A 23,874-nucleotide genomic window follows, 5' to 3' on the forward strand; every position below is an offset into this window, starting at 1 on the left:
GGCGCGGGAGCGGGAGTCGAGCACCGGCGGCGAAGCTGACGCCATGAGAGGTAGAACCGCCTGGCCACTGGCCGCTTTCTTGACCGTCACCGCGCTGGTGGCGGGTTGCTCCGCGGGTTCCGGCGGTTCGGCCGAGGGCGACGACGGTCCGCCGGTCGCCGGTGGCACGCTGCGCTTCGCCCTGCCCAGCGAGCCGAGCTGCCTGGACCCCGGCGTCAGCCCGGCCGACGCCACCGCGCTGATCGATCGCGGCGTGGTGGACTCGCTGGTCGCGCAGGGCAGCGACAACACCTTCCAGCCCTGGCTGGCGAGCAGCTGGACGGTGAGCCCCGACCTCACCCGCTACACCTTCACCCTGCGCGACGACGTCACCTTCCACGACGGCACCAAACTCGACGCCACCGCCGTCAAGGCCAACTTCGACCGCATCGTCGACCCGAACACCAAGTCCCAGTGGGCGGCCACGCTCATCGGCCCCTACCGTGGCAGCACCGTGCTCGACCCGCGCACCGTCGAGGTGGCCTTCACCGAACCGTTCCAACCCTTCCTGGCGGCGGCGAGCACCACCGCCCTCGGCATCCAGTCGCCGAAGAACTTCGTCGACAACGCGGGCAAGCTGTGCGACCACGTCGTGGGCTCCGGACCGTTCCGCTTCACCGGGCACGTCGCCCAGCAGAGCGTGACGCTGGCCAAGAACCCCGACTACGCCTGGGCCCCGCCCACGGCCGCGCACACCGGCCCCGCGCACCTCGACGGCGTCGAATTCCGTTTCATCCCCGAGAATTCCACCCGTATCGGCGCGCTGACCAGCGAACAGATCGACGGCCTGCTCTCGGTCCCGGCCCGCGACGTCGAGGACCTGCGCCACGACCCCGCCATCGACTACACCCGCTACGACGCCCAGGGCTCGGTCTACGCGCTCTACATCAACACCCAGCGCGGCCCGTGGCGCGACCAGCGGGTGCGTCAGGCCCTGCGCCAGTCCACCGATGTGGACGCCATCCTGTCCTCGATCTACTTCGGCAACTACACCCGCGCGTGGAGCATCCTGACGCCGAGCACCCAGTTCTACAACCCGGCGGTGGAGAACTCCTGGCGCACCGACCTCGCCGCGGCGAACCGGCTGCTCGACGAGGCGGGCTGGCAGCAGCGCGACCCGCAGGGCTATCGCGTCAAGGACGGCGTCCGCCTGACCGCCACCTGGACCACCACCAAGGCGCAGGACGAGTCCAACTATCGCGGCCTGGTCGGGCAGGCGATCGTCGCCTCGGCCAAGCAGGCGGGCATCGAGATCATTCGCAACAACGTGCAGACCGGGCAGCTGTTCCAGCTGGTCGCGGCCGGTGACTACGACCTGTTCGACACCAGCTGGTCGTCCAATTCCCCCGACATCATCCGCAGCTTCCTGCACTCGACCGCCAAACCAATGGCGGGACAGAACATCTCGTGGGTCAACGATCCGCAGGTCGACGCCTGGGTGACCGGCGCCGCCCGCACCACCGATACCGAGGTCCAGCGCCGCGACTACGCCGCCGCGCAGCAATGGGCCGTCGATCAGGCGGTGGTGATCCCGGTGTTCGTGCCAGCGAGCCAGGTGGCGACGGGTCAGCGCGTGCACGGCATCACGGCGGCGCCGTCGTCGTACCCGGTGTTCTACGACGCCTGGCTGAGCTGATGACCACGCTGCGCGCGGTGCTGTTCGCGCTGGTGCGGCGGCTGCTCGGGGTGGTGGGTCTGCTGACCGGGGTGGCGACACTGACCTTCGTGGCCATGTCGCTGGTCCCCGGCGACCCGGCCTACGCGATGCTCGGCAACGCCCCCGCCACCCCGGCCACCCTCGCCGCGATCCGCGCGCAGATGGGTCTGGACGAGCCGCCGTACCTGCGCTTCCTGCACTATCTGGGCAGGCTGGCCCAGGGGGATTTCGGGGAATCGTTCCAGCGGCAGCAGCCGGTGCTCGCGGTGATCGGAGCCCAGCTCACGCCCACTCTGCAACTGGCCGGGGCGGCCATCGTGCTCGGTGTGGGTGGGGCGATCCTCGTCGTGCTGGCGACCTCGGGTGAGCGGAGGGTGCCCAGGGCCGTCGCGCACGTGGCCGAGCTGGTCGCGGTCTCGGCGCCGACCTTCTGGGTGGGCACGCTGCTGCTGGCCGGGTTGTCGTTCCACTGGCGGGTCTTCCCCGCGACCGGTCGCGGCCCGGCGGCGCTGGTGCTACCCGCGCTCACCCTGGCCGTCCCGATCGCCGCGGTGCTGGCCCAGGTGATGCGCGACGGCGTCGACACGGCCCTGCGGGCACCGTTCGTGCTCAGCGCGCGGGCCCGCGGCGCCGGGGAACTCGACATCCGCGTCCATCACGCGGTCCGGCACACCCTGCTCTCGGCGATCACCGTGGCGGGCTGGTTGTTCGCCGGACTGCTCAGCGGAGCGGTGCTGGTCGAAACCGTGTTCGCGCGACCGGGTTTGGGACGGGTACTGCTCTCGGCGGTGACCACGCACGACTTCCCGGTGGTGATCGCGCTGGTGATGTTCGGGTCGCTGTTGTTCATCGTGATCAATACGGCGGTCGACCTGGCCTATCGCGTCATCGACCCGCGCTCGGCGGTGTCGACCGAGGTGATCCGGTGAACGCGCCCGCCGCCGCGCTCTCGGAACTGGTGACGAAGCCGCGACGCTCGCCCGCACGCTGGCCACGTCCCACGGTGGTGATCGCGGGTCTGATCGCGGCGGTGCTGGTGATCGCGGTGATCGCGCCCGGAGTGCTCGCCTCCCAGTCACCCATCGATGTCGACCTGGGTCAGGCGCTGTCCGCGCCCAGTACCGAGCATCTGCTGGGCACCGACCAACTGGGGCGTGACATCTTCTCCCGCTTGGTCTTCGGCGCGCGATACTCGATTCTCATGGGGCTCTCGGCCACCGCGCTGGCCGTGCTCGCGGGGACGGTGATCGGCCTGTGCGCCGCGCTGGCGGGACGGCGGGTGGACACCGTGATCACCCGGAGCATCGACATCGTGATGGCCTTTCCCGGAATTCTGCTGTCGCTGTTGGTGATCGCGATTCTGGGGCAGGGTGTCGGCAGTATCGTCGCCGCGATCGCCGTCGCCGAATCCGCCTCCTACGCCCGGCTGGTCCGCTCGCAGGCGGTGGTCGTGCGCAACGCGGAGTACGTGCGGGCCTCGGTGGCGCTGGGTCGCCCGCCCGGCTACCGGATCCTGCACCACATCGTGCCGAATTCACTGCGGCCCACCTTCGTGCTCGCGACGCTCGGGGTGGGCAGTTCGATCATGATCGGCTCGGCATTGAGTTTCCTCGGGCTGGGCCCGAAAGATCCGACGCCCGAATGGGGTTCGATGCTGGCGGCGGGGCGCGAACTGCTGTCCAAGTCGTGGTGGGCGGCGGTGCCGCCGGGTGCGGCCATCACGCTCACCGTCATCACCGTCACCGTGCTCGGCCGGGCACTGCGACAACGCTGGGAGGTCGGCCGTGCCGGTACTGCGCGTCGATGATCTGCACGTGCGCTTCGGGCGCGGACCCGACACGGTGGAGGCGGTGCGCGGCATCGGCTTCGAGCTGTCGGCCGGGCGGTGCCTGGCCATCGTGGGCGAATCCGGCTCGGGCAAGAGTGTCACCGCGCGGGCCCTGCTCGGACTGGCCGGGACGAACGCGGAGGTCCGCGCGAGGACGCTGCGGCTGGGCGACACCGACCTGACCCGATTGTCACCGCGCGCGTGGCGAGCGGTGCGCGGCAGACGGATCGGACTGATCCTGCAAGACGCGCTGACCTCGCTGGATCCCCTGCGCCCGGTCGCCGCCGAGGTGGTCGACACCCTGCGCGCGCACCGGCTCGCCCGCTCGCGCGGCGAGGCGGCGGCGAAGGTGGACGAACTCCTGCGTTCGGTCGGCATCGACGACCCGGAAGTCCGCAAAGCCATGCGCCCGCACCAGCTCTCGGGCGGTCAGCGCCAACGTGTCCTCATCGCCACCGCGCTGGCGGGCGACCCGAAGGTGATCATCGCCGACGAACCCACCACCGCGCTCGATGTCACCGTGCAGGCCAGAATCCTGCGCCTGCTGCGCACCCTGCGCGACGACGGCGCCGCCCTCCTGCTGATCAGCCACGATCTCGCGGTGGTGGCCGATATCGCGGACACGGTGGCGGTCATGCACGACGGCCGCATCGTCGAACAGGGCCCGACCGAGGAGATCCTGCGCTCTCCCCGGCACGCGTATACGCGACGCCTCCTGGCCGCGGTGCCCACCCCGGACAAGCGCGGCCGACGCCTGTCACCAGCGGATTCGGCCCTGGGGAAATCGGCAGCCGAGGACTTGGCACACACGGCGCGACGTACCGAACCGGCCACGACACCGATCGAGATCGCGACACCGGCACTCTCGGTGTCGGGCCTGTATCGCTCGTTTCCGCTCCGGCACGGCGGTGTGCTGCGCGCCGTCCAGGACGTCAGCTTCGACCTCCCGGTCGGCTCCACGCTCGGCCTGGTCGGCGAATCCGGTTCGGGCAAGAGCACCACGGCCGCACTGGTTCTCGGCCTGCTGGAACCGGACGCGGGCACCGTCACCCTCGACGGCCAGCCGTGGTCCGGCGTCCCGGAGAAGATCCGGCGACGCAGGCGCTCGGAGATCGGGGTGATCTGGCAGGACCCGGCCAGTTCCTTCGACCCCCGCTGGGACGTCACCCGGATCATCGGCGAGGCCATGCCCGGCCGCGAGCCCCGGGCGCGCAGGCGCGCGATCCTGGACCTGCTCGACGCCGTCGGACTCCCGGCCGCGTTCGAGCACCGACGACCGGGTGAGATGTCGGGTGGTCAGCGCCAGCGGGTGGCGATCGCGCGGGCGCTGGCCACCGACCCCGCCGTGCTGATCTGCGACGAACCGGTCTCGGCGCTCGATGTCACCATTCAGGCGCAGATCCTGGACCTGCTCACCGACCTGAAGGCCGCACGCGGGCTGTCGATGCTGTTCGTCTCCCACGATCTGTCGGTGGTGCAGCACGTCAGCGATACGGTGGCGGTGATGGCGGCGGGACGGATCGTCGAGCACGGAAGTGTCGACGAGGTCTTCGACACCCCGCGCCACGACGTCACCCTGGCGCTGCTGTCAGCGGCGCGGCACACCGGTCATCCGCACGCGGGCACCAGCGAGGACCTGATCCGGCCCGCGATGAGCTCGGCGGAGTAGCGCGCGGCCGCGTCCACCGTGGGCGGGGCCGCGAGTTCCGGTGCGCTGCACAGCACCTGGTGATGCAGCTGCTGCAACGTCGGGGTCGGCTCCAGACCGAGCTCCTCGGCCAGCCGGTGCCGCAGCCGCTCGTAGACCTGCAACGCGTGCGCCTGCCTGCCCGAGCGGTACAGCGCGATGATCAGGTGCGCGTGCAGGCTCTCCAGCAGCGGCGAGCGCTGCACCATGCCGCTGAGCTCACCGATCAACTCGCGGTGCCTGCCCAGCCGCAGGTCCACTTCGATCCGGTGCTCGAGAATGGACAGGCGCACCTCGTTCAGACTCGTCGCCCACATGGCGAGGACCGGACCGGGTTTGATGTCGGAGAACACCGGCCCCCGCCAGACGGCCAGGGCCGCGCGCAGGGCCGCGTCGGCGCGTTCGTCGTCCTCGGCGGCCAGCGCCAGCCGGGCCAGCCGCACCTTGTCCTCGAACACGTCGACATCGAATTCGCCCGGCTCCACGTGTAATTGGTAGCCACGTTCCCGTGTCTCCAGTCTCGTGGCGCCGCGCCCAGGGTTGGAACTGTGCTCCCCCAGGCATTTACGCAGCTGCATGACGTAGGTCTGCAGAGTGGAGGCGGCGGAGGCAGGCGGCGTGGTCTCCCAGAGTTCCTCGATGCAGTAGTCCACCGAGATGGCCCGATTGGCGTTCATCAGCAGCAGCGCGAGCAGCTGACGCTGCTTGGGCGCGCTGGGTACCGCGCCGGTGCCGTCGATGCAGCACTGCAAAGGTCCCAAAACCCCGAAATTGATCATGTGAAGCCTACCTCCAGGAGATCGTATGAAGTTTTCTGCCGGATCGACGGGCGATCAGACAGGTGTGGACACCGCGTACGCGCGCACGATCAATCGGGCGGCGCGGGCGGAGATCTCGGCGGCCTGCCGGGTACTCAGGCGGCTGGTCCCGAAGGCGGAGACCTGCTGTCCGTCATGGGACAGCTGGGCGAAGAACTGTCCGGCCACCACGGCGGGCTCGGTGGTGTCGAGCACCCCCGCCGCGGCCAGCACCTCGAGGCGATGGGTGAGCCACCCGGCGATCCGCGGCCCCTCGGCCACCGACTGATCGGCACACACCTGGTGCAGATCGGGGTGGCGGGCCACTTCGCCGACGATGAGTCGTCGGACGGCGGAAACCTGTTCCGAGAGCGTCACTTCCAGGAACAGCGTGCCCACGGTGACCAGGTCGTCGTAGAAGCGGGCCGGATCACGCAGCAGGCTGTCGTCGAGTTCGTCGGCGGTATCGGCCGCCGCACGCACCCCGGCCAGGACCACTCGGAACAGGCTGCGCTTGTCGCCGAAGTAGTTGTAGATGGTCTGCTTGGACACCGAGGCCCGATCGGCGATGGTGTCGACACTGGTTCGCTCGTAACCGAATTCGAGAAACGAGCTGGTGGCAGCGGCGATGATGAGCGCGCGCTTGGACGCGGCGCGGGAGTCCGTGAACGCGGCCCGCGCGGGAGCAGCCGTCATGTGCCGACTCCTTTCGCCACCGAAAAGCGGGTGTCCTCCGGAGGCTATGCGCGATCCGCGCGCCGCGAAACGGTAGAACTCAGCACGATTGCAACGCTGGCTAGGCGGCGGTTGTCAGTGGTGCGCCGAGGAATTCGGCCATCTCGGCGAGCACCGGACCCGAGCGGACCGGTGTCGATACCAACTCGGGGGCCAGTTCGGCGTAGGCGCGATGCAGATTGGCGACGAGCCGCTCCGGTTCCTGCCAGGTCGACCACGGGTGGTCGCCGTGCTTGGCCGGATCCACCTGGCGGGCCGCCTCCAAGGGCGTGGCTCCCGCCGCGGCGGCCTCCAGCGTCACCGTGCGCAGCCAGCGCAGATAGTCGGCGGTCTCGGCTAGCGCGCGCTGGTCGGCCACCTCGCCGTGGCCACCGATCACGACGGTGGGAGCCAGGGTGAGCAGCCGGTCGAGCCAGGTCAGCGCGCCCGACAACGATCCCGACAGCAGAAAGGGCGTGCAGCCGGGCATCACCAGGTCACCCGCGACGAGCACCCGTTCCCTGGGTAGCCAGGCGATCAGATCGCCGTCGGAATGGCCGGTGTCACCGGCGAGGAGTTCCACCTCGCGGTCGCCGACGTGCAGGGTCGCGGCCCCGCTGACGCCGATCGTGGGTAGTACGAGCGGCAGTGTCCCCCAGTCCACCTCCGTCCACAGCCCGCGCACCGCGAGTCCGTTGCGGACCATGGCCGCCCGGCCCGCGCGATGCGCGATCACCGGGGCGGGCGCGAACAGGGCATTGCCCGCGGTGTGGTCACCGTGCCAGTGGGTATTGATCACCGCGCACGGGAAATCGGCGTCGAGGGTGGCCAGCGCGGAGCGTAGGGCGCGGGCGCGGCGTTCGGTGCCCAGGGTGTCTACCAGTGCGGATTCACCGCCGGAGCGGATGAGCGCGGCATTGCTCACGCACCAGCCGCCGGGCTGGTCGACATAGGCGAAGACGCCGTCGGCGACCTCGCGCAGTTCGGTCACGGGGTGGGCTCACCCGACCGGACGACCCGGCACAGATGCGGGTCACCGAGGGCGACCTTGCCGACCCGGGTGCGCGAGCGGAATTCGGGATTCGCGGTCGCGCGTTCGAAGGCCGCCCGATCCGACCAGCGAGCGATATTGACGAAGACCTCGGAATCGGTTTCCGACCGGAGTAATTCGTAATGCCGGAAGCCGGGTTGCGCGGCGAAATAGTCGGCGACATCGGCGTAGATCGAAGCCAATTCCTCGGCCGAACCGGTCAGGCGCAAGACATTGACGAAGACGTACTCGGACTGGTCCACCGACAGCCTCCTCCACGCGTTCACCGGGGTGTATCCAGCATGTTCGGCCGCGCTGGAGCACCTCTGGAGGCTGGCTGGAGCCGGATTGACGATGGACTCCCGAGTCTAGAAATTGGACTGGTGAGTCCATTCGACTCGATTATCCGCGCTGAACGGGAGTGCCTTCCATGACCAAACAATCCGGTTTCCGGCCGCCCGATTGGGCTGTGCTCAGCCTGCTCTGCCTCGGGCAATTGATCGTCGTGCTCGACCTGTCGATCGTCAATGTCGCCCTGCCCGCCATCAAGGAATCGCTCGGTTTCTCCGAGGCGGGCCTGCAGTGGGTGGTCAACGGTTACGCCATCACCTTCGCCGGGTTCCTGCTGCTCGGCGGCCGGGTGGCCGACCTGATCGGCAGGCGGCGGGTGTTCGTGCTCGGCCTGGCCATTTTCACCGTGGCCAGCCTGGCCGGTGGTCTGGCGACCTCGCCGGAGTGGCTGATCATCGCCCGCGTGGCGCAGGGCTTCGGTGGCGCGCTGCTGTCCCCGGCGACCCTGGCCATCCTGTCGACCACCTTCACCGAACCCAAGGCCAAGGCCCGCGCCACCGCCGCGTGGGGCGCGATCTCCGGTGCCGGTGCGGCGCTGGGCTCGGTGCTGGGCGGCGTGCTGACCGATATCGCCAGCTGGGAGTGGATCTTCTACGTCAACATCCCGCTGGGCCTGCTCGCGCTGGCCTTCGCCTTCCCGCTGTTGGGCGAGAGCAGGGCCGAGCAGACCAAGCAGCTCGACGCGGTGGGCGCGGTGCTGGTCACCACGGCGCTGATCGCGCTGGTGTTCGGCGCGGTCGACTCGCAGAACAACGGTTGGGCCGCGCCGACGACGTGGGGCCCGATCCTGGCCGCCGCCGTGCTGCTGGTGTGGTTCACGCTGCACGAGTCGCGGGTGGCCTCGGCGCCGCTGATCCCGCTGTACGTGTTGAAGATCCGCTCCATCGCTTACTCCAACACGGTCATGTTCTGGATCGGCGCGGCGGTGATCGCGCATTTCTACTTCCTGTCGCTCTACATGCAGAACATCCTGGGTTACGACGCGTTGCAGACCGGTCTGGCGTTCCTGCCCGGCGCGGTGGCGATGACCATCGGCGCGTACTCCGGGCCGCCGCTGGTGAAGAAGTTCGGTGGCGTGCGTCCGCTGTTGACGGCCGCGCCGACACTGAGCGCGCTCGGCCTGCTGCTGCTGGCCTTCGTGCCCGACAACGGGTCCTACCTGGTGCATCTGCTCATCCCGCAGGTGTTGATCACCCTGGGCGCCGGGCTGCTCATGGTGCCGCTGGTCATCGCGGCCACCTCCGGTGTCGCACCCGCCGAGGCAGGGCTGGCCTCGGGCATCATCAACACCACCCGCCAGTTCGGTGGCGCGATCGGCCTGGCGGTGCTGGCCACCATCGCCGCCTCGGCGACCAGCGCCCGCACCGGTGACCAGGCCGCCTCGACCGCCGACCTGCTGGCGGGCTACCACGCCGCCTTCGGGGTGGGCGCGGTGTTCGCGGTGGTGGCGCTGGCCTTCACCTTCGGCCTGTCCACCGCGCCGCCGCCCGCACCGCCCGGTGCCCCGGCCGCCGACCCGGCTCCGGCCAAGCAGGCCGACACCGCACCGGAGGCCGTGCCCGCGGAGTGACCACCGTGCCAGGGCGAGGTTCCCGCCGTCACGACGGCAGGAACCTCGCCCGATGCGTGTGCACGAACTCCTCGAAGCCGATCGGCGCTGTGCCGGTGAGCTTTTCGACGTCGTCGAAGATCTGGCCGCGCACCGGACCGGCCGCCGCGCGGGCCGCGGTGACGGCGGTGGCGACGTGCTCGGGCACGCGCCGGGCCAGCCGTTCGCGCTCGGCCTCGATCGAGATCTCCCGCACGGTGAGCGGGATGCCCAGTTCCGCGGCGATGATCCCCACCTGCTCGCGGGGCGTCAGGGCACGCGGGCCACTGAGCCGCACGATCGGTGCGCCCGAATAGTCGGCGCGCAGGACGGCGGCGGCCGTGCGGCCGATATCGCGCGGATCCAGGTGCGCGGCGGGCAGATCCGGGAGCGCGAGCGACAGCTCCCCGCCAGCGGCGATCGCCGGTGCCCAGGCGAAGGTATTGGAGTAGAAACCGTTCGGGCGCAGCACCGTTATCGGGATTCCCGAGTCGAGGGCCACCCGCTCCCCCTCGGCGTGCCAGCCGCCCAGCAGCCCGTCCGGATTCTCGTCCACCGCCAGCGACGACACCGTGACCAGCCGCCGCACCCCCGCCCGCCGGGCGGCCTCGACCAGGCGCGCGTCCTGCGCGGCCTTCAGATGGCCGGAGGTGGCGATGAAGACGGACTCGACGCCGTCGAGTACCGGCGGCAGCGTTTCCGGGCGGTCGAGATCACCCGCCGCCACCTCCACCCCCGGCAGCGGTTCCCAGCGGTCCGGGCTCCGGGTCAGCGCCCGCACCTTCGCCCCGTCGCGCGCGAGCTCGCGCACCGTCGCCCCGCCGATCACGCCCGTGGCTCCGACGATCAGAATCATGGGAAATCTCCTTCGTTCCAGCGCTTTTCCGGAGCGTAGCCAGGGATTCGGGTCGGCCGGACGGGGCGAGACCGGCGCTCCAGAGATTCTCCAGAGACCGTGCAGCAGCGATTTCTACGGTCGAGACATGAGTCACCTCTCCACACCGCAGGCCACTCGCGAGACCCCGGCCCACATCCTCGGACTGGCGTCCGGCGCCCGCCGTGCGCAGGTGCTGCTGGCGGCGGTCGAGCTGGACGTGTTCAGCGCGCTGGCCGACGGCGATCTGCCCGCCGCCGACCTCGCCGCCACCATCGGGCTGCATCCCGACTGGTCCCGCGACTTCCTCGAGGCGGTCGCCACCACCGGGCTGCTCATCTCCGATCGCGGCCGCTACTCCAACAGTCCCGACGCGCACCGCTATCTGGTGCGCGGCAGACCGCAGTATCTCGGCGGTTTCCTGCGCTTTCTCGACAAGACCCTGCACCCGGCCTGGGCCGAGCTCGCGGCCAGCGCCAAATCGGGTGCGCCCGCCAATCTCGCTGCCGCCGGGGGTGATCCGTACGGCAGCCTGTTCGCCGACGCCGAGGACCGACGCGGCTTCTTCGACGCCATGGACGTACTCAACGCCCCGATCGGCGCCGCGCTGGCCGAGCAGCTGGACTGGTCGCGCCACGCCACCGTCGCCGATATCGGTGGCGCCAGGGGCAATATCGCCGCCGGGCTGGTGCGGGCGCATCCGCACCTGCGCGCCACCGTCTTCGATCTGCCGTCGGTACAACCCGAATTCGACCGGCACATCGGCACCTTGGAGCTCACCGAGCGAGTCGAGTTCGTCCCCGGTGACTTCTTCGCCGACCCGCTGCCCACCGCCGATGTGCTCGTCTTCGGTCACGTGCTGCACAACTGGCCGGTCGAGAGCCGCCGCAAGCTGGTGGCCGCCGCCTTCGCGGCGCTGCCCGAGGGCGGCACCGTCGCCATCTACGACCCCGTGATCGATCCCGACAATCCCACGCCCACCTCGCTGCTGGCCAGCCTGAACATGCTGGTGTGGTCCTCCGGCGGCAGCGAGTACACCTTCGCCGAGGCCGAGAGTTGGCTGCGGGACGCGGGTTTCGTCGATATCGCCGCTCGTCCGCTCGGCTCCACCTCGACCCTCATCACCGGCGAAAGGCCCCGCCATGGCCGTTCCACTGCAGAGATCGCCCGCTGACACCCGCGACCGGGTTCGCCGCTGGCTGGCGAACACCGAGGCGGGTGCCGAGATCGACCCGGACAGCCTCTTCGTCACCGTGCCACGCAACGGATTCTCCGCCGAGACCCTGGAGGTGAGCGGACGCGATCTCGACGGTCACCCGCGCAGACTGGTGGTGCGCGTGGGCGCGACCGGCGACCCGGTCTACCCCTCGGAATCCATCACCGCCCAGGCCGAGGTGCTGCGCGCGGTCCGCGCCCACAGCGCCGTCCCGGTGCCGACGGTCCTGGGCGTGGAGCCCGACGCGGACCTGCTCGGCGCCCCGTTCTTCGTCATGGATTTCGTCGAAGGCCGAGTGCCACCGGATTTCCCGTCCTATCACCGGTCGGGCTGGCTGGCCGAGTCGGCGCCGAGCGAACGCACGGCGGTCTGGTGGTCGGCGATCACGGCACTCGAACGGCTGCACGCCATTCCGGCGCAGACCCCGGGCCTCCCGGACCTCGGCGCGCCCGGACCCGCGGCGCAACTGCGCTATTGGTCCGACGCCATCGACTTCTATCAGTGCGCCGACGATCCGGTGATCGAACGCGCCCGAGCCTGGCTCGCCGACAACATCCCGGCGCGCCAGTCACCGCACACCCTGCTGTGGGGTGACGCCCGGCTCGGCAACATCATCTACACCAATACCTGCGTGGCCGCCCTGATCGATTGGGAGCTGGCCGGATACGGCGAACCGGAGAGCGATCTGGCCTGGTTCCTGTACCTGGACCGGCACCTGAGCACCGGCATCGGAGCCACCCGGCTCTACGGCCTACCCGACCGCGCGCGCACCGTCGAGGCCTACGCCGCGTTGACCGGGCGCCCGCTGCGCAATCTGGCCTTCTACGAGGTGCTGGCCGGTTTCAAGTTCGCGCTGATCACCGCGGCGGTGACCCGGCGGGCCGCGCGCACCGGCCTGCCCACCGATACCCCATTCCCCCTGCACCGCAATGCGGTAGCACTGCTCGACGCAACAGTGGAGGCGCAATGAGCATCCGATTGTCCGTTCTCGACCAGGCCCCCGTGCCGGAGGGCACCCCGCAATCGCAGGCCCTGGCCAACTCGCTCGACCTGGCCCGGCACGCCGAATCCTTCGGCTACCACCGCTACTGGGTGGCCGAACACCACGCCATGTACTCGCACGCCATCTCGGCGCCGGAGATCCTGGTCGGCGCCATCGCCGCGGCCACCTCCACGCTGCGGGTGGGGTCGGGGGGCGTGCTGCTCGGGCACTACAGCCCGTTCAAGGTGGCCGAGACCTTCCGCACCCTCACCGCCCTGCACCCCGGCCGCATCGACCTGGGCATCGGCCGCTCCACGGGCGCCAACGAAATCGAGACCGCCGCCCTGCGCCCGGTGCCCGGCGCGCTCGGTGGACCGTCGATCGACGAGCGGGTCGAGCAGTTGCGCGGGCATCTCGAACGCCGCAGCGCCTCGAACCGGTCCCCGCTGGCCGTCCCGCTGGACGCGCCGACTCCCGATCTGTGGCTGCTGGGCAGCAGCCCGTCCAGTGCCGTCGCCGCGGGGCGCGCCGATATCGACTACGCCTTCGCACACTTCATCAATCCCGGCGCCACCCGCCAAGCCGTCGACGCCTACCGCCAGCTCGCGCCGAGCCGCTCCCCGATCGTCGCGGTGACCGCGGTGGCCGCCGACAGCGAGGCCGAGGCCGAGCGGCTGTACTCCGCGCAGCGCGCGGTGCGTAATCGGTTGTTCCGCAACGATGTCCGGCCGATCCCACCGCCGGAGACGGCGCTGGCCGAGCTGGACCGGTTCGGCGACATCCTGCGCAACGAGCACTTCGAATGGCCGCGCTACTTCTGGGGCACCCCGGATCGCGTCGGTGACCAGATCCGTTCGCTGGCAAAGGCTCTCGGTGTAGAAGAGGTCGTCATCGTCACCACCGTGCACGACCATCGCGCGCGCGTGCGCAGCTACGAGCTGCTCGCCGGTGAGTTCGCGTTGTCCCCCGCCGCACTCCAGGACGTCACCCCATGAAATTCGGCATCAATCTCTTCCCCACGGTCGGCCCCGCCGATCAGACCCCGGTCGACTACTACGACCACGCGCTCGCCCTCGGCGTGTACGCCGAGGAACTCGGCTACCACCACGTGAAGACCGTCGAGCACTACTTCTTCGACTACGGCGGCTACAGCCCCGACCCGACCACCTTCCTGGCCGCGCTCGCCGCCCGCACCGAGCGCATCCGGCTGATCACCGGCGCGGTGGTCCCGGCCTTCGACCACCCGATCAAGCTCGCCGCGCGACTGGCCATGCTCGACAACCTCAGCCACGGCCGCCTCGACGTGGGCGTGGCCCGCGGGTTCCTGCCCGAGGAGTTCGCGGCCTTCGGCGTCTCCCTGGACGAATCCCGGCCGCGTTTCGACGCCACGGTCGAGGCCATCCGCGCGCTGTGGACCGGCGAGGAGGTGACCGTCGACAACGGCTTCCACACCTTCGGCCCGGTCACCCTGCAACCGCGCCCCTACCAGCGGCCACACCCACAGATCCTGGTCGCCACCGCGATCACCCCCGAGTCGGCCGAACGCGCCGGGGCGGCGGGGTACGGACTGCTGCTGGTGCCCTCGATCAATCCGCGCGAGAAGGTCCAGGACATCATCGGGCGCTACCGCGCGGCGCGAGAGGCAGCCGGGTTCGACCCCGGCACCGGCGAGGTCCATCTCAGCTACAGCTCGTTCCTGGCCGACGACCCCGACACCGCGCGCGAGCTCGGTGAGCGGTTCGCCGCGAAGAACCACCGCGCGCTGGCACAGGCCGTGGCGGGCTGGTCGACCGCGCGCAGTGAGCAGTACACCGGCTACGACAAGATCGTCGGCCGGGTCGCGAGCAGCGATTTCGCGAGTCAGCTGGCCGCGGACAAGACCATCGTGGGCACCCCCGCCGAGGTGATCGACCAGATCGCGCGGATCAGGGACGCTTTCGGCGAGGTCACCCTCAGCCTGCAGGCTCCCCCGAGCACCGCCCCCGACGACGTCGTCCGTCGTTCCCTCCAACTCTTCGCCGAAGAGGTCCTGCCGAAGTTCTCGGCGCCGCTACACCAGTAGGAGCACACCATGGCACTGTTCGCTGTCATCACCAAGCAGAACCCTGTCGGGATCAGCGCCGACGAATTCCGGCACCGGCTGCCGGAGGGGTTCACCCATCATGTCGACCTGGTGAGCCGGGGCGTCATCAAGCACAGCTGGATCATCGCCGGGCAGTCCGGCGGGCTCAACATCTACGACGTGGCCAGCCACGAGGAGCTCACCGACGCTCTCTACGGCAACCCGCTGTCCTCGCACCTGGAGTTCGACGTGTACCCGCTCTCGGACCCGGGCGGCTTCGATGTCGAGGAGTTCGCCACCCGCGACGCGGAGCAGAGCGCGAACTGACCACACGGAAACGGGGTGGCCACCGGCTGGTGGCCACCCCGTTCCGCTGTGGTTCAGCGCGCCAGGAATTCCGCGACGGCGGTGCTGAAGCCGCGCGGATTGTCGACCCAGGGGTAGTGACCCGCGTCGGGGATCGAGACGTGTTTCGCCGCCGGGAATCGCGCGGCGGTCGCGTCACCCACGGACACCCCGGTGAGCGCGTCGGCGGCGCCGGTCACCACCAGCACCGGCGCCGGAACCTGGCCGAGGGTGGGGAGGAACCGTTCGGGCTCGGTGCGATCTCCGTTGCCGTGGAAGTGTTTCCACGCTTCGAGGGAGAACTGGGTGCGCTGGGTGGCGGCGTGCGCGCGCTGACGTTCGTCCCAGGCGCCGTAGGCCGCGGGAACATAGCGGTCGAGCAACTCGAAGACCTCCTCCGGCGTGGAGTCGGGGCCCGCCTGCGCCAATCCCTGTGCGGCCGCGACCACTTCGTCGAACCACGGCTCACCGGCGCGCTTCTCCAGCAGCGTGCCCACATCCTCACCACCCCCGAAGAAGTCGGGCCCCGGCGCCACCAACACCAGTCGCGAAACCCGGTCCGGGTGGTGCCCGGCGTACACGGCCGCGACCACCGCACCCGCCGAATGTCCCAGCACATCGATGGTTTCGGTGCCCAGATGCGCACGCAGCGCGTCGACATCGCGAGCCAGCGACGGATAGGCGTACTTGGCCGGATCGGCGGGCGCGGGCGTCCCCCCGGTGCCCCGTGCGTCGTAGCGGATGAGGGTGTGACTCTCCGCCAGGCCACCGAGATCCTCGAGATACCGAGAATCCCGGGGCCCACCGGGAACCACCACCAGTGGCGGACCCGCCCCGATCGTCTCGAACGCGAGCTCGGTCCCATCGAAGGTACGGGCAGTGTGATGTGTCGAAGTAGCCATGCTCGCCAAGCTACGAACCCGCCCTACGCGTTCACTGGAGCGACGCTGGAAGGAGTACTACCAACGGAACACTCAAGCACTGAGCGGATGCCGCGCCAGGTACTCGACCACCGCCCGACGGAGGACATCGCTCGGTGTCGTTTCCGCCTCATCGGCGTAGGCGGCCAGACGCGCGTCCAACTCGGCCGGTAGGCGTACGGTCCGCACCGGACTCTTCCCGCCCCGCGCACCCCCGACCGGACGCCCCATAGCCAGTTCGGGCCCCACTTCGATCGGCCCGACAACCGCATAGTCGCCGTTCTCGAACTCGGCGGCCATCGCCTCGTACTCTTCAGCGCTTCGCTTCGCCATCATCGACTCTCCCTTCCACTCGATGGACCGTGCTGCGGCCGCTGTCGGATCGCGGACGGTAGCACTATCCCGGCCAACGCGTGTATTTCGGCCGCTACCCTCGCCGTCAGTCTCATGGCATGAAAGACCATCCAGGTCGTGTCCTCGACGTTCTCCGCCACAACCTCGAGCCAAGGCTCATTCTCCAATCGCCCGACGAACACGAAAACTGCCGCGTCAGGGTTCATCCTCGAGGTCACCGCGTATCGCAGGGCTGGATACGAGATGAGCGCGCGAATCTCGTCTTCCAGGATGCCGTGCTTCAACGCAGATTGGTTGATGAGGATCCGCACACCCGTAAGTGTAATACACTTACGGGTGTGGTGTCACGCTCCGCTCAGAAGGCTTCTTCGGGGACGGCCATGAGGTCGGTGTCGAGGGTGGCGAGGATGTTTCTGGTGGCGGTGAGTTCGGGGAGGATGTTCTTGGCGAAGAAGGTGGCTACGGCTACTTTGCCCTGGTAGAAGGGGCGTTCCTTGGGGGTGGCCTCGCCTGCCAGGGCCGCGGCGGCGACTTCGGCTTGGACGAGCAGGCGCCAGGCGATGAGGAGGTCGCCGACCGCCAGGAGGAAGCGGACCGAGCCGAGGCCGACCTTGTAGAGCTCGGCGGGTTCGTTCTGTCCGGCCATGGCGTAGCCGGTGAGGGTGGCGGCCATGGCGCCGATGTCGGCCTGGGCGGTGCGCAGCAGGGCGCGTTCGGCGCCGAAGCGGCCGGTGTCGTTGTCCAGGAAGGCGGTGATCCTGGCGTTGATGTGGCCCAGCGCCGCGCCGCGATCACGAATGATCTTGCGGAAGAAGAAGTCCTGGGCCTGGATGGCGGTGGTGCCCTCGTAGAGGGAGTCGATCTTGGCGTCGCGGATGTACTGCTCGATCGGATAGTCCTGCAGGTAGCCCGAACCGCCGAAGGTCTGCAGGGATTCGGTGAGCAGCTGGTAGGCGCGTTCGGAGCCGACACCTTTGACGATCGGCAGCAGCAGATCGTCGATCCGGTGCGCGAGGTCGGCGTCGGCGCCCGAGACCAGTTGCGCCACATCGGCGTTCTGATGCGCGGCGGTGTAGAGATACACCGCGCGCAGCCCCTCCGCGTACGCCTTCTGCGTCATCAGCGAGCGCCGCACGTCGGGATGGTGGGTGATGGTGACGCGCGGCGCCGCCTTGTCCGCCATCTGCGTGAGATCGGCGCCCTGCACGCGCGTCTTGGCGTACTCCAGCGCGTTGAGATACCCGGTGGACAGCGTGCCCGAGGACTTCACGCCCACGGTCATGCGCGCGTTCTCGATCACCTGGAACATCTGCGCGATGCCGTTGTGCACCTCGCCCACCAGCCAGCCCTTGGCGGGCACGTCGGTGCCACCGAAGGTGAGCTCACAGGTCGGCGAGGACTTGAGGCCCATCTTGTGTTCGAGACCGGTCACGTAGACACCGTTGCGGTCGCCGAGCTCGAACGTCTCGGGATCGAACAGGAATTTCGGCACGTAGAACAGCGACAGGCCCTTGGTCCCCGGCCCCGCGCCCTCGGGCCGGGCCAGCACCAGGTGGAAGACGTTCTCGGCCACCTCACCCACGTCACCGCCGGAGATGAACCGCTTGACGCCCTCGATGTGCCACGAGCCGTCGGGCTGGGGCACCGCCTTGGCACGACCGGCGCCCACATCGGACCCGGCGTCGGGCTCGGTGAGCACCATGGTGCCCTGCCAGCCGCGCTCGAAGCCGCCGCGCGCCCAGCGCCGCTGTTCCTCGGTGCCGATCTCGTAGAGCACCGACCCCATGAGCGGGCCCATATTGAAGAAGCTGGCGGCCGGGTTGGCGCTGATGATCAGCTCGTTGAGCGCCCACATGACCACATTCGGGGCCGGGGTGCCGTCCATACCCTCGGGCATCCCGAGCCGGTACCAGCCCGCCTCGTGCACCGCCGCGACGGTCTTGCGTAGCGGTTCGGGCACGGAGATGTCGAAGGTTTCGCTTCGGTAGACGACCGGCTCGCGGTCGGCGGCGGCGAAGGACTCCGCGATCGGGCCCTCGGCCAGCCGACGCACCTCGTCGAGGATCTGGCGCACCGTCTCGGAGTCCAGGTCGCCGTAGGCGCCGGTGTCGAGGAGCTTGTCGAGGGCGAGTACCTCGAAGAGATTGAACTCGATGTCACGCACGTTTGCCTTGTAGTGCCCCACTGGGGTCCTCCTCGAAAGACCTCGCGCGGCCCGTCGCCGCGCGGTTACCGGCTGTTCGACGTCGTACGAATCGCAAGCGTGCCGCACGGACCGTTGGCTACGCAACCGTAGGCGCACACCGGGCCGGTAGCGGGCGGAGAGGAACATTTCACAAGCAGGAAACAGGCGAAATCAGCCCGTGATCAACAGACATTCCGGTGCAACAAGTGCCCTCTACTGTTCCGAATCACGAAGACAGCTGCTGTATACAGCCCGGTGTACAACCTGCCGAGCGGTCAGTGGCGGTGTTCGATGTGGCGCGTCTGGCGTCGCCGTTACACCTGATGAGGAGAACCGCCCATGTCTCAATCCCGTTTGGTCAAGGCACTCACCGTGCCCGCCGCGGTGGCCGTCGCCGGTCTGTTGCTCACCGGTTGCGGTGCGCGCGACGACGCGTCCACCGGTTCGAGCGCGGCCTCGTGCGTCGACACCAGCAAGGACACGATCAAGGTCGGTTCGCTGCACTCGCTGTCGGGCACGATGGCCATTTCCGAGGTGACCGTGGCCAATTCGACCAAGCTGGCGATCGACCAGATCAACGCGGCGGGCGGCGTGCTCGGCAAGAAGATCGAGATCGTCCTCGAAGACGGCGCCTCCGACCCGAAGACCTTCGCCGAGAAGGCCGAGAAGCTGATCAGCTCCGACTGTGTCGCCGCGGTCTTCGGTGGCTGGACCTCGTCGAGCCGCAAGGCCATGAAGCCCAAGTTCGAGAACCTGAACTCGCTGCTCTACTACCCCGTGCAGTACGAGGGCCTGGAGGACAGCAAGAACATCTTCTACACCGGCGCCACCACCAACCAGCAGATCGTGCCCGCGCTGGACTACCTCAAGCAGAAGGGCATCACCTCCCTCTACCTGGTCGGCTCGGACTACGTCTTCCCGCAGACCGCCAACCGCGAGATCAAGGCCTACGCCGCGGCCAACGGCATCGAGATCAAGGGCGAGGACTACACCCCGCTGGGCTCCACCGACTTCTCCACCATCGTCAACAAGGTCCGTAACGCCAAGGCGGGCGCGGTGTTCAACACCCTCAATGGTGACTCGAACGTGGCGTTCTTCCGCGAGTACACCAACGCGGGCCTGAAGGCCGCCGACATGCCGGTCGTCTCGGTGTCGATCGCCGAGGAGGAGGTCGCGGGTATCGGCGCGCAGAACATCGCCGGTCAGCTGACCGCCTGGAACTACTACCAGACCGTCGACTCCCCGGCGAACAAGAAGTTCGTCGCCGACTACAAGGCCGCCTTCGGCGCCGACAAGCCCACCTCGGACCCGATGGAAGCCGCCTACACCTCGGTCTACCTGTGGAAGAACACCGTGGAGAAGGCCAAGTCCTTCGCCGTGGCCGACGTCCAGGCCGCCGCGGACGGCGTGAGCTTCGACGCCCCCGAGGGCACCGTCACCATCGACGGCTCCAACCACCACATCACCAAGACCGCCCGCATCGGTGAGATCCGCCCGGACGGCCTGATCTACACGGTGTGGGACTCCGGCAAGGCGATCACCCCGGACCCGTACCTGAAGTCCTACGACTGGGCCAAGGGCTTGAAGTAGCTGTCGCGTGGCCGCGACGTGTTCGCGGCCCCCAAGGCTCACCGCCGACCGACCGATACCCGCGTCAAGGCGCATCGTCTCGGCCGGTCGGCGGCGAGCCAGCCGCGAACGGGCCTCCTCGAGGTCGGCCGCTCGTGGTCACCGATCGCAGGGAACTCACATGGATATACTCATCGGCCAACTCTTCACCGGGTTGAGCCTCGGTTCAATTCTTCTGCTCGCCGCGCTGGGCCTGGCGCTGACCTTCGGTCAGATGGGCGTCATCAATATGGCGCACGGCGAATTCATCATGGCCGGTTGTTATACGACCTATGTTGTGCAACAGGTCTTCTCCTCGGCCGGGGTCTCGCTGATCGTGTCCCTGCTGCTGGGTTTCCTGGTCGGTGGCCTGCTCGGCGCCGCCCTGGAGATGGGCCTGATCCGCTACATGTACGACCGGCCGCTGGACACGCTGCTGGTCACCTTCGGTGTCGGCCTGGTCCTGCAGCAGGCCGCCCGTGACATCTTCGGCGCCCCGGCCAAGAACGTGCTGGTGCCCGAATGGCTCAGTGGCGGAATCACGATCGCGGGCGCGGTGGTGCCCAAGACCCGCATCTTCATCCTGGTGCTGGCGATCGTCGCGGTGACCGCGCTGGCCGCCGTGCTCAAGACCACCCCGATGGGCCGCCGCATCCGCGCCGTCGTGCAGAACCGCGGGCTGGCCGAAACCTCCGGCATCTCTTCACGTTTCACCGATATCAGTACCTTCTTCATCGGTTCCGGCCTGGCCGGTGTGGCCGGGGTGGCGCTGACGCTGATCGGCTCGACCAGTCCCACCATCGGGCAGAGCTATCTGATCGACGCGTTCCTGGTGGTCGTGATCGGCGGGCTCGGCCAGATCAAGGGCACGGTGATCGCGGCGTTCGCGCTCGGCCTGCTCAATTCCTTCATCGAATACTCGACCACCGCGTCCATCGCCAAGGTCATCGTGTTCGTGCTGATCGTCATCTTCCTGCAGGTCCGCCCGCAGGGTCTGTTCACCGTGCGAACCAGGAGCCTGGCATGAGAGACAAGCTCACCCCGCTCGCTGGATTCGGCGTCGCCGCGATCCTGCTGTTCGCCGTCGCCCCGGCGGTGCTCAGCGACTTCCGACTCAACCTGCTGGCCAAGTTCCTGTGCTTCGCCATCGTGGCCGCGGGCATCGGCTTGGCCTGGGGCCGAGGCGGCATGCTCACCCTTGGCCAGGGCGTGTTCTTCGGCATCGGCGCCTACATCATGGCCATGCACATGCAGCTGGCCGACGCCGCGCGCCTCGGCAACGACGTGCCGGAGTTCATGGAGATCTCCGGGATCAGTGAGCTGCCGGGCTTCTGGCAGCCCTTCGCCTCCGGGCCGGTGGCGATCATCGCCATCCTGGTGCTGCCCGGACTGGTCGCGGCGGTGCTCGGGTACGGCGTGTTCAAGCGCCGGGTGCGCGGTGCCTACTTCGCCATCCTGAGTCAGGCGTTGGCCGCGGCGCTGGCCATTCTGCTCACCGGTCAGCAGGCCATCGGCGGCTTCACCGGCCTGTCGGACTTCCGCGCGTTCTTCGGCTTCAAGCTCGCCGACCCGGTCAACCGGCAGATGCTGTTCTTCATCGCGGCGGGCACGCTGCTGGTGGTGGTCGCGCTGATCCGTCAGCTCAACCGCAGCCGCTACGGCGAACTGCTGGTGGCGGTGCGCGACGCGGAGGAGCGGGTGCGCTTCCTGGGCTACGACCCGGCCAATATCAAGATCGTCGCCTATGTGGTGGCGGCGTTCCTGGCCGGTATCGCGGGTGCGCTGTTCACTCCGATCGTCGGGATCATCTCCCCGGCCGATATCGGCGTCATCCCGTCGATCGCGTTCCTCATCGGTGTCGCGATCGGTGGTCGCACCACGCTGCTCGGTCCGATTCTCGGCGCGATCGGTGTGGCCTGGGCGCAGACCTCGCTGTCGGAGTCGTTCCCCTCGGGCTGGACCTATATGCAGGGCATCCTGTTCATCGTGGTGGTCGGCTTCATCCCGGCCGGACTCGCCGGACTGTGGCCGCTGCTGCGCGACCGGGTCCGCGCCCGGCGCGCGAGCACCCCGCCGCCGCCCACCGCGCCCGCCGAACCCGTCGTCGATACCGAGGAGAAGGTGGCCGCGCGATGACCGCACCCACGCACGAACCCAAGGCCGGTGGCAATGCCGGTATGGACAGCGAGTACCTCGAAATCCGTGGCCTCTCGGTGAGTTTCGACGGCTTCAAGGCCGTCACCGATGTCGACCTGACGGTGCTGCAGGGCGACCTGCGGTTCCTGATCGGCCCCAACGGCGCGGGCAAGACCACTCTGATCGACGCCATCACCGGCCTGGTCCCGGCCACCGGCTCCGCGCAGAAGTCGGGCACCGAGTTGCTAGGCAAGAAGGTGCACCAGATCGCGCGCCTCGGCGTGGGCCGCACCTTCCAGACCGCGAGCGTGTTCGAGCAGCTCAGCGTGCTGCAGAACCTCGACATCGCGGCGGGCGCCGGACGCTCGGCGCTGTCGCTGCTGCGCACCCGCAAGTCGGTGCTGCCCAGCATCGAAGAGGCCCTGGAGACAACGGGTCTCACCGCGCTGCGCGACAAGCCCGCCGGTGTGCTCGCGCACGGGCAGAAGCAGTGGCTCGAGATCGGCATGCTGCTGGTGCAGAACGCCTCGGTGCTGCTGCTGGACGAACCCGTCGCGGGCATGAGCGCCGAGGAGCGCGAGGAGACCGGAAACCTGTTGCGCCGCATCGGCAGTGACCGCGTAGTCGTCGTCGTCGAGCACGACATGGACTTCATGCGGTCCTTCGCCACCTCGGTCACCGTGCTGGCGGGCGGCAAGGTCCTCAGCGAGGGCAGTGTCGAACAGGTGCAGGCCGACCCGAAGGTGCAGGAGGTCTACCTCGGTACCGCCACTCTCGCCGCAGACAAGGAGCCCTCCGATGCTTGAACTCGTCGACGTCCATTCCGGCTACGGGCGCACCGAGGTCGTGCACGGTGTCAGCCTGACCGTCCCCGACGACAGCGTGGTCGCCATCATGGGCCACAACGGCGCGGGCAAGACCACCCTGCTGCGCACCGCCGTGGGCCTGCTGCCCACCAAGTCGGGCACCATCACCTTCGACGGCGAGAAGATCACCAAGCTCTCGCCCTCGCAGCGGGTCAAGCGCGGCATCGCCTATGTGCCGCAGGGTCAGCAGAGCTTCGGCCAGCTCACCACCGCGGAGAACCTGCAGGTGGTAGCCGACGGCCGCAAGCGCGGCAAGGCGCTGATCGAGGAGTCGCTGACGCTGTTCCCCGCGCTGCGCGACCTGCTCGGGCGCAAGGCCGGACTGCTCTCGGGCGGGCAGCGTCAGCAGCTGGCCATCGCGCGGGCGCTGATCACCGAGCCCAAGCTGCTCATCCTCGACGAGCCCACCGAGGGCATCCAGCCCTCGGTGGTGGCCGAGATCGAGCGCACGATCATCGAACTGACCCAGCGCGGCGGGCTGAGTGTGCTGCTGGTCGAGCAGCACATCGGCTTCGCCCTGCAGGCCGCCCAGCAGTATTACGTGCTGCACTCCGGGCACGTCGGGTCCACCGGGACCGGTGGCGCTGGCGCGGAGTCCGCGGTGCGCGAGGCCATGGCCATCTGACGCCGACCGG

General features: G+C 68.9%; 24 protein-coding genes. 15 read left to right on the forward strand and 9 right to left on the reverse strand.

Annotated features, from left to right (window positions below):
* Window positions 1-43: 43 nt before the first annotated feature.
* Genes QC180_RS06340 through QC180_RS06355 form a run of 4 tightly spaced genes read left to right on the forward strand, consistent with a single transcriptional unit; the run spans window position 44 to window position 5,193 of the window.
* Window positions 44-1,675 (forward strand): ABC transporter substrate-binding protein, encoded by a 1,632-nt coding sequence (locus tag QC180_RS06340; RefSeq protein ID WP_278261645.1) that lies wholly within the window; start codon window positions 44-46, stop codon window positions 1,673-1,675.
* Window positions 1,675-2,625 (forward strand): ABC transporter permease, encoded by a 951-nt coding sequence (locus QC180_RS06345; protein ID WP_278261646.1) that lies wholly within the window; start codon window positions 1,675-1,677, stop codon window positions 2,623-2,625. Before QC180_RS06340 ends, QC180_RS06345 begins: the two co-directional genes overlap by 1 nt.
* Window positions 2,622-3,503: an ABC transporter permease gene (locus QC180_RS06350; protein WP_278261647.1), complete on the forward strand. Its 882-nt coding sequence runs from the start codon at window positions 2,622-2,624 to the stop codon at window positions 3,501-3,503. Before QC180_RS06345 ends, QC180_RS06350 begins: the two co-directional genes overlap by 4 nt.
* Entirely contained in the window at window positions 3,481-5,193 is a 1,713-nt protein-coding gene (locus QC180_RS06355; RefSeq protein WP_278261648.1) for a dipeptide ABC transporter ATP-binding protein, read from the forward strand. Before QC180_RS06350 ends, QC180_RS06355 begins: the two co-directional genes overlap by 23 nt.
* On the opposite strand, the gene QC180_RS06360 is transcribed toward QC180_RS06355, so the two are convergent.
* From QC180_RS06360 to QC180_RS06375, 4 genes are all read right to left on the reverse strand, one after another.
* Window positions 5,133-5,990, reverse strand: a complete 858-nt coding sequence (locus QC180_RS06360) for an AfsR/SARP family transcriptional regulator (protein ID WP_278261649.1) — start codon at window positions 5,988-5,990, stop codon at window positions 5,133-5,135. The genes QC180_RS06355 and QC180_RS06360 overlap by 61 nt on opposite strands.
* A 54-nt stretch (window positions 5,991-6,044) precedes the next feature.
* Window positions 6,045-6,704 (reverse strand): TetR/AcrR family transcriptional regulator, encoded by a 660-nt coding sequence (locus QC180_RS06365; RefSeq protein WP_278261650.1) that lies wholly within the window; start codon window positions 6,702-6,704, stop codon window positions 6,045-6,047.
* A 100-nt stretch (window positions 6,705-6,804) separates the two neighbouring features.
* Complete coding sequence (locus tag QC180_RS06370; protein WP_278261651.1) at window positions 6,805-7,713, reverse strand: MBL fold metallo-hydrolase; 909 nt, start codon at window positions 7,711-7,713, stop codon at window positions 6,805-6,807.
* Complete coding sequence (locus tag QC180_RS06375) at window positions 7,710-8,015, reverse strand: antibiotic biosynthesis monooxygenase family protein (protein ID WP_278261652.1); 306 nt, start codon at window positions 8,013-8,015, stop codon at window positions 7,710-7,712. Before QC180_RS06375 ends, QC180_RS06370 begins: the two co-directional genes overlap by 4 nt.
* Window positions 8,016-8,182: 167 nt before the next feature.
* Here QC180_RS06375 and QC180_RS06380 point away from each other — a divergent pair, with 167 nt between their 5' ends.
* Window positions 8,183-9,673, forward strand: coding sequence for an MFS transporter (locus QC180_RS06380; RefSeq protein WP_278261653.1), 1,491 nt, complete (start codon window positions 8,183-8,185; stop codon window positions 9,671-9,673).
* A gap of 28 nt (window positions 9,674-9,701) precedes the next feature.
* Here the strand turns inward: QC180_RS06380 and QC180_RS06385 are convergent, their stop codons facing one another.
* Window positions 9,702-10,547, reverse strand: coding sequence for an SDR family oxidoreductase (locus QC180_RS06385; protein WP_278261654.1), 846 nt, complete (start codon window positions 10,545-10,547; stop codon window positions 9,702-9,704).
* Between the two features lie 127 nt (window positions 10,548-10,674).
* On the opposite strand from QC180_RS06385, the gene QC180_RS06390 reads away from it, so the two are divergent.
* From QC180_RS06390 to QC180_RS06410, 5 genes are read left to right on the forward strand one after another with little or no spacing between them, the layout of a single operon-like run.
* Window positions 10,675-11,739: a methyltransferase gene (locus QC180_RS06390; protein WP_278261655.1), complete on the forward strand. Its 1,065-nt coding sequence runs from the start codon at window positions 10,675-10,677 to the stop codon at window positions 11,737-11,739.
* The gene (locus QC180_RS06395) at window positions 11,708-12,751 is read left to right on the forward strand and encodes a phosphotransferase family protein (RefSeq protein ID WP_278261656.1); all 1,044 of its coding nucleotides are present in this window, start codon (window positions 11,708-11,710) and stop codon (window positions 12,749-12,751) included. The genes QC180_RS06390 and QC180_RS06395 overlap by 32 nt, the downstream gene beginning before the upstream one ends.
* Window positions 12,748-13,758, forward strand: a complete 1,011-nt coding sequence (locus QC180_RS06400) for an MsnO8 family LLM class oxidoreductase (RefSeq protein ID WP_278261657.1) — start codon at window positions 12,748-12,750, stop codon at window positions 13,756-13,758. The genes QC180_RS06395 and QC180_RS06400 overlap by 4 nt, the downstream gene beginning before the upstream one ends.
* Window positions 13,755-14,825, forward strand: coding sequence for an LLM class flavin-dependent oxidoreductase (locus QC180_RS06405; protein WP_278261658.1), 1,071 nt, complete (start codon window positions 13,755-13,757; stop codon window positions 14,823-14,825). The genes QC180_RS06400 and QC180_RS06405 overlap by 4 nt, the downstream gene beginning before the upstream one ends.
* Window positions 14,826-14,834: 9 nt before the next feature.
* Entirely contained in the window at window positions 14,835-15,152 is a 318-nt protein-coding gene (locus QC180_RS06410; protein ID WP_278261659.1) for a muconolactone Delta-isomerase family protein, read from the forward strand.
* A gap of 53 nt (window positions 15,153-15,205) precedes the next feature.
* Here the strand turns inward: QC180_RS06410 and QC180_RS06415 are convergent, their stop codons facing one another.
* From QC180_RS06415 to QC180_RS06430, 4 genes are all read right to left on the reverse strand, one after another.
* Entirely contained in the window at window positions 15,206-16,072 is an 867-nt protein-coding gene (locus tag QC180_RS06415; RefSeq protein WP_278261660.1) for an alpha/beta fold hydrolase, read from the reverse strand.
* 72 nt (window positions 16,073-16,144) lie between these two features.
* Window positions 16,145-16,426 (reverse strand): CopG family ribbon-helix-helix protein, encoded by a 282-nt coding sequence (locus QC180_RS06420; RefSeq protein WP_278261661.1) that lies wholly within the window; start codon window positions 16,424-16,426, stop codon window positions 16,145-16,147.
* On the reverse strand, window positions 16,423-16,755 hold the full coding sequence (locus QC180_RS06425) for a hypothetical protein (RefSeq protein ID WP_278261662.1): 333 nt from the start codon (window positions 16,753-16,755) through the stop codon (window positions 16,423-16,425). Before QC180_RS06425 ends, QC180_RS06420 begins: the two co-directional genes overlap by 4 nt.
* A gap of 44 nt (window positions 16,756-16,799) precedes the next feature.
* Window positions 16,800-18,629 carry an acyl-CoA dehydrogenase gene (locus QC180_RS06430; RefSeq protein ID WP_278261663.1) on the reverse strand — a complete coding sequence of 610 codons (1,830 nt, stop codon included), beginning with the start codon at window positions 18,627-18,629 and terminating at the stop codon, window positions 16,800-16,802.
* Between the two features lie 339 nt (window positions 18,630-18,968).
* Here QC180_RS06430 and urtA point away from each other — a divergent pair, with 339 nt between their 5' ends.
* The 5 genes from urtA to urtE all read left to right on the forward strand — a co-directional run bounded on the left by urtA (window position 18,969) and on the right by urtE (window position 23,864).
* A complete protein-coding gene (gene urtA, locus QC180_RS06435; RefSeq protein ID WP_278261664.1) occupies window positions 18,969-20,219 on the forward strand; it encodes an urea ABC transporter substrate-binding protein in 1,251 nt (416 codons plus the stop codon).
* 160 nt (window positions 20,220-20,379) lie between these two features.
* A complete protein-coding gene (urtB, locus tag QC180_RS06440; RefSeq protein ID WP_278261665.1) occupies window positions 20,380-21,264 on the forward strand; it encodes an urea ABC transporter permease subunit UrtB in 885 nt (294 codons plus the stop codon).
* On the forward strand, window positions 21,261-22,373 hold the full coding sequence (urtC, locus tag QC180_RS06445) for an urea ABC transporter permease subunit UrtC (protein ID WP_278261666.1): 1,113 nt from the start codon (window positions 21,261-21,263) through the stop codon (window positions 22,371-22,373). Before urtB ends, urtC begins: the two co-directional genes overlap by 4 nt.
* Window positions 22,370-23,179: an urea ABC transporter ATP-binding protein UrtD gene (gene urtD, locus QC180_RS06450; protein WP_278261667.1), complete on the forward strand. Its 810-nt coding sequence runs from the start codon at window positions 22,370-22,372 to the stop codon at window positions 23,177-23,179. Before urtC ends, urtD begins: the two co-directional genes overlap by 4 nt.
* Entirely contained in the window at window positions 23,172-23,864 is a 693-nt protein-coding gene (gene urtE, locus QC180_RS06455; protein ID WP_278261668.1) for an urea ABC transporter ATP-binding subunit UrtE, read from the forward strand. The genes urtD and urtE overlap by 8 nt, the downstream gene beginning before the upstream one ends.
* Window positions 23,865-23,874 lie beyond the last annotated feature (10 nt).

Source organism: Nocardia anocheti, from assembly GCF_029675105.1.
In the GTDB taxonomy this organism is placed as follows: Bacteria; Actinomycetota; Actinomycetes; order Mycobacteriales; family Mycobacteriaceae; genus Nocardia.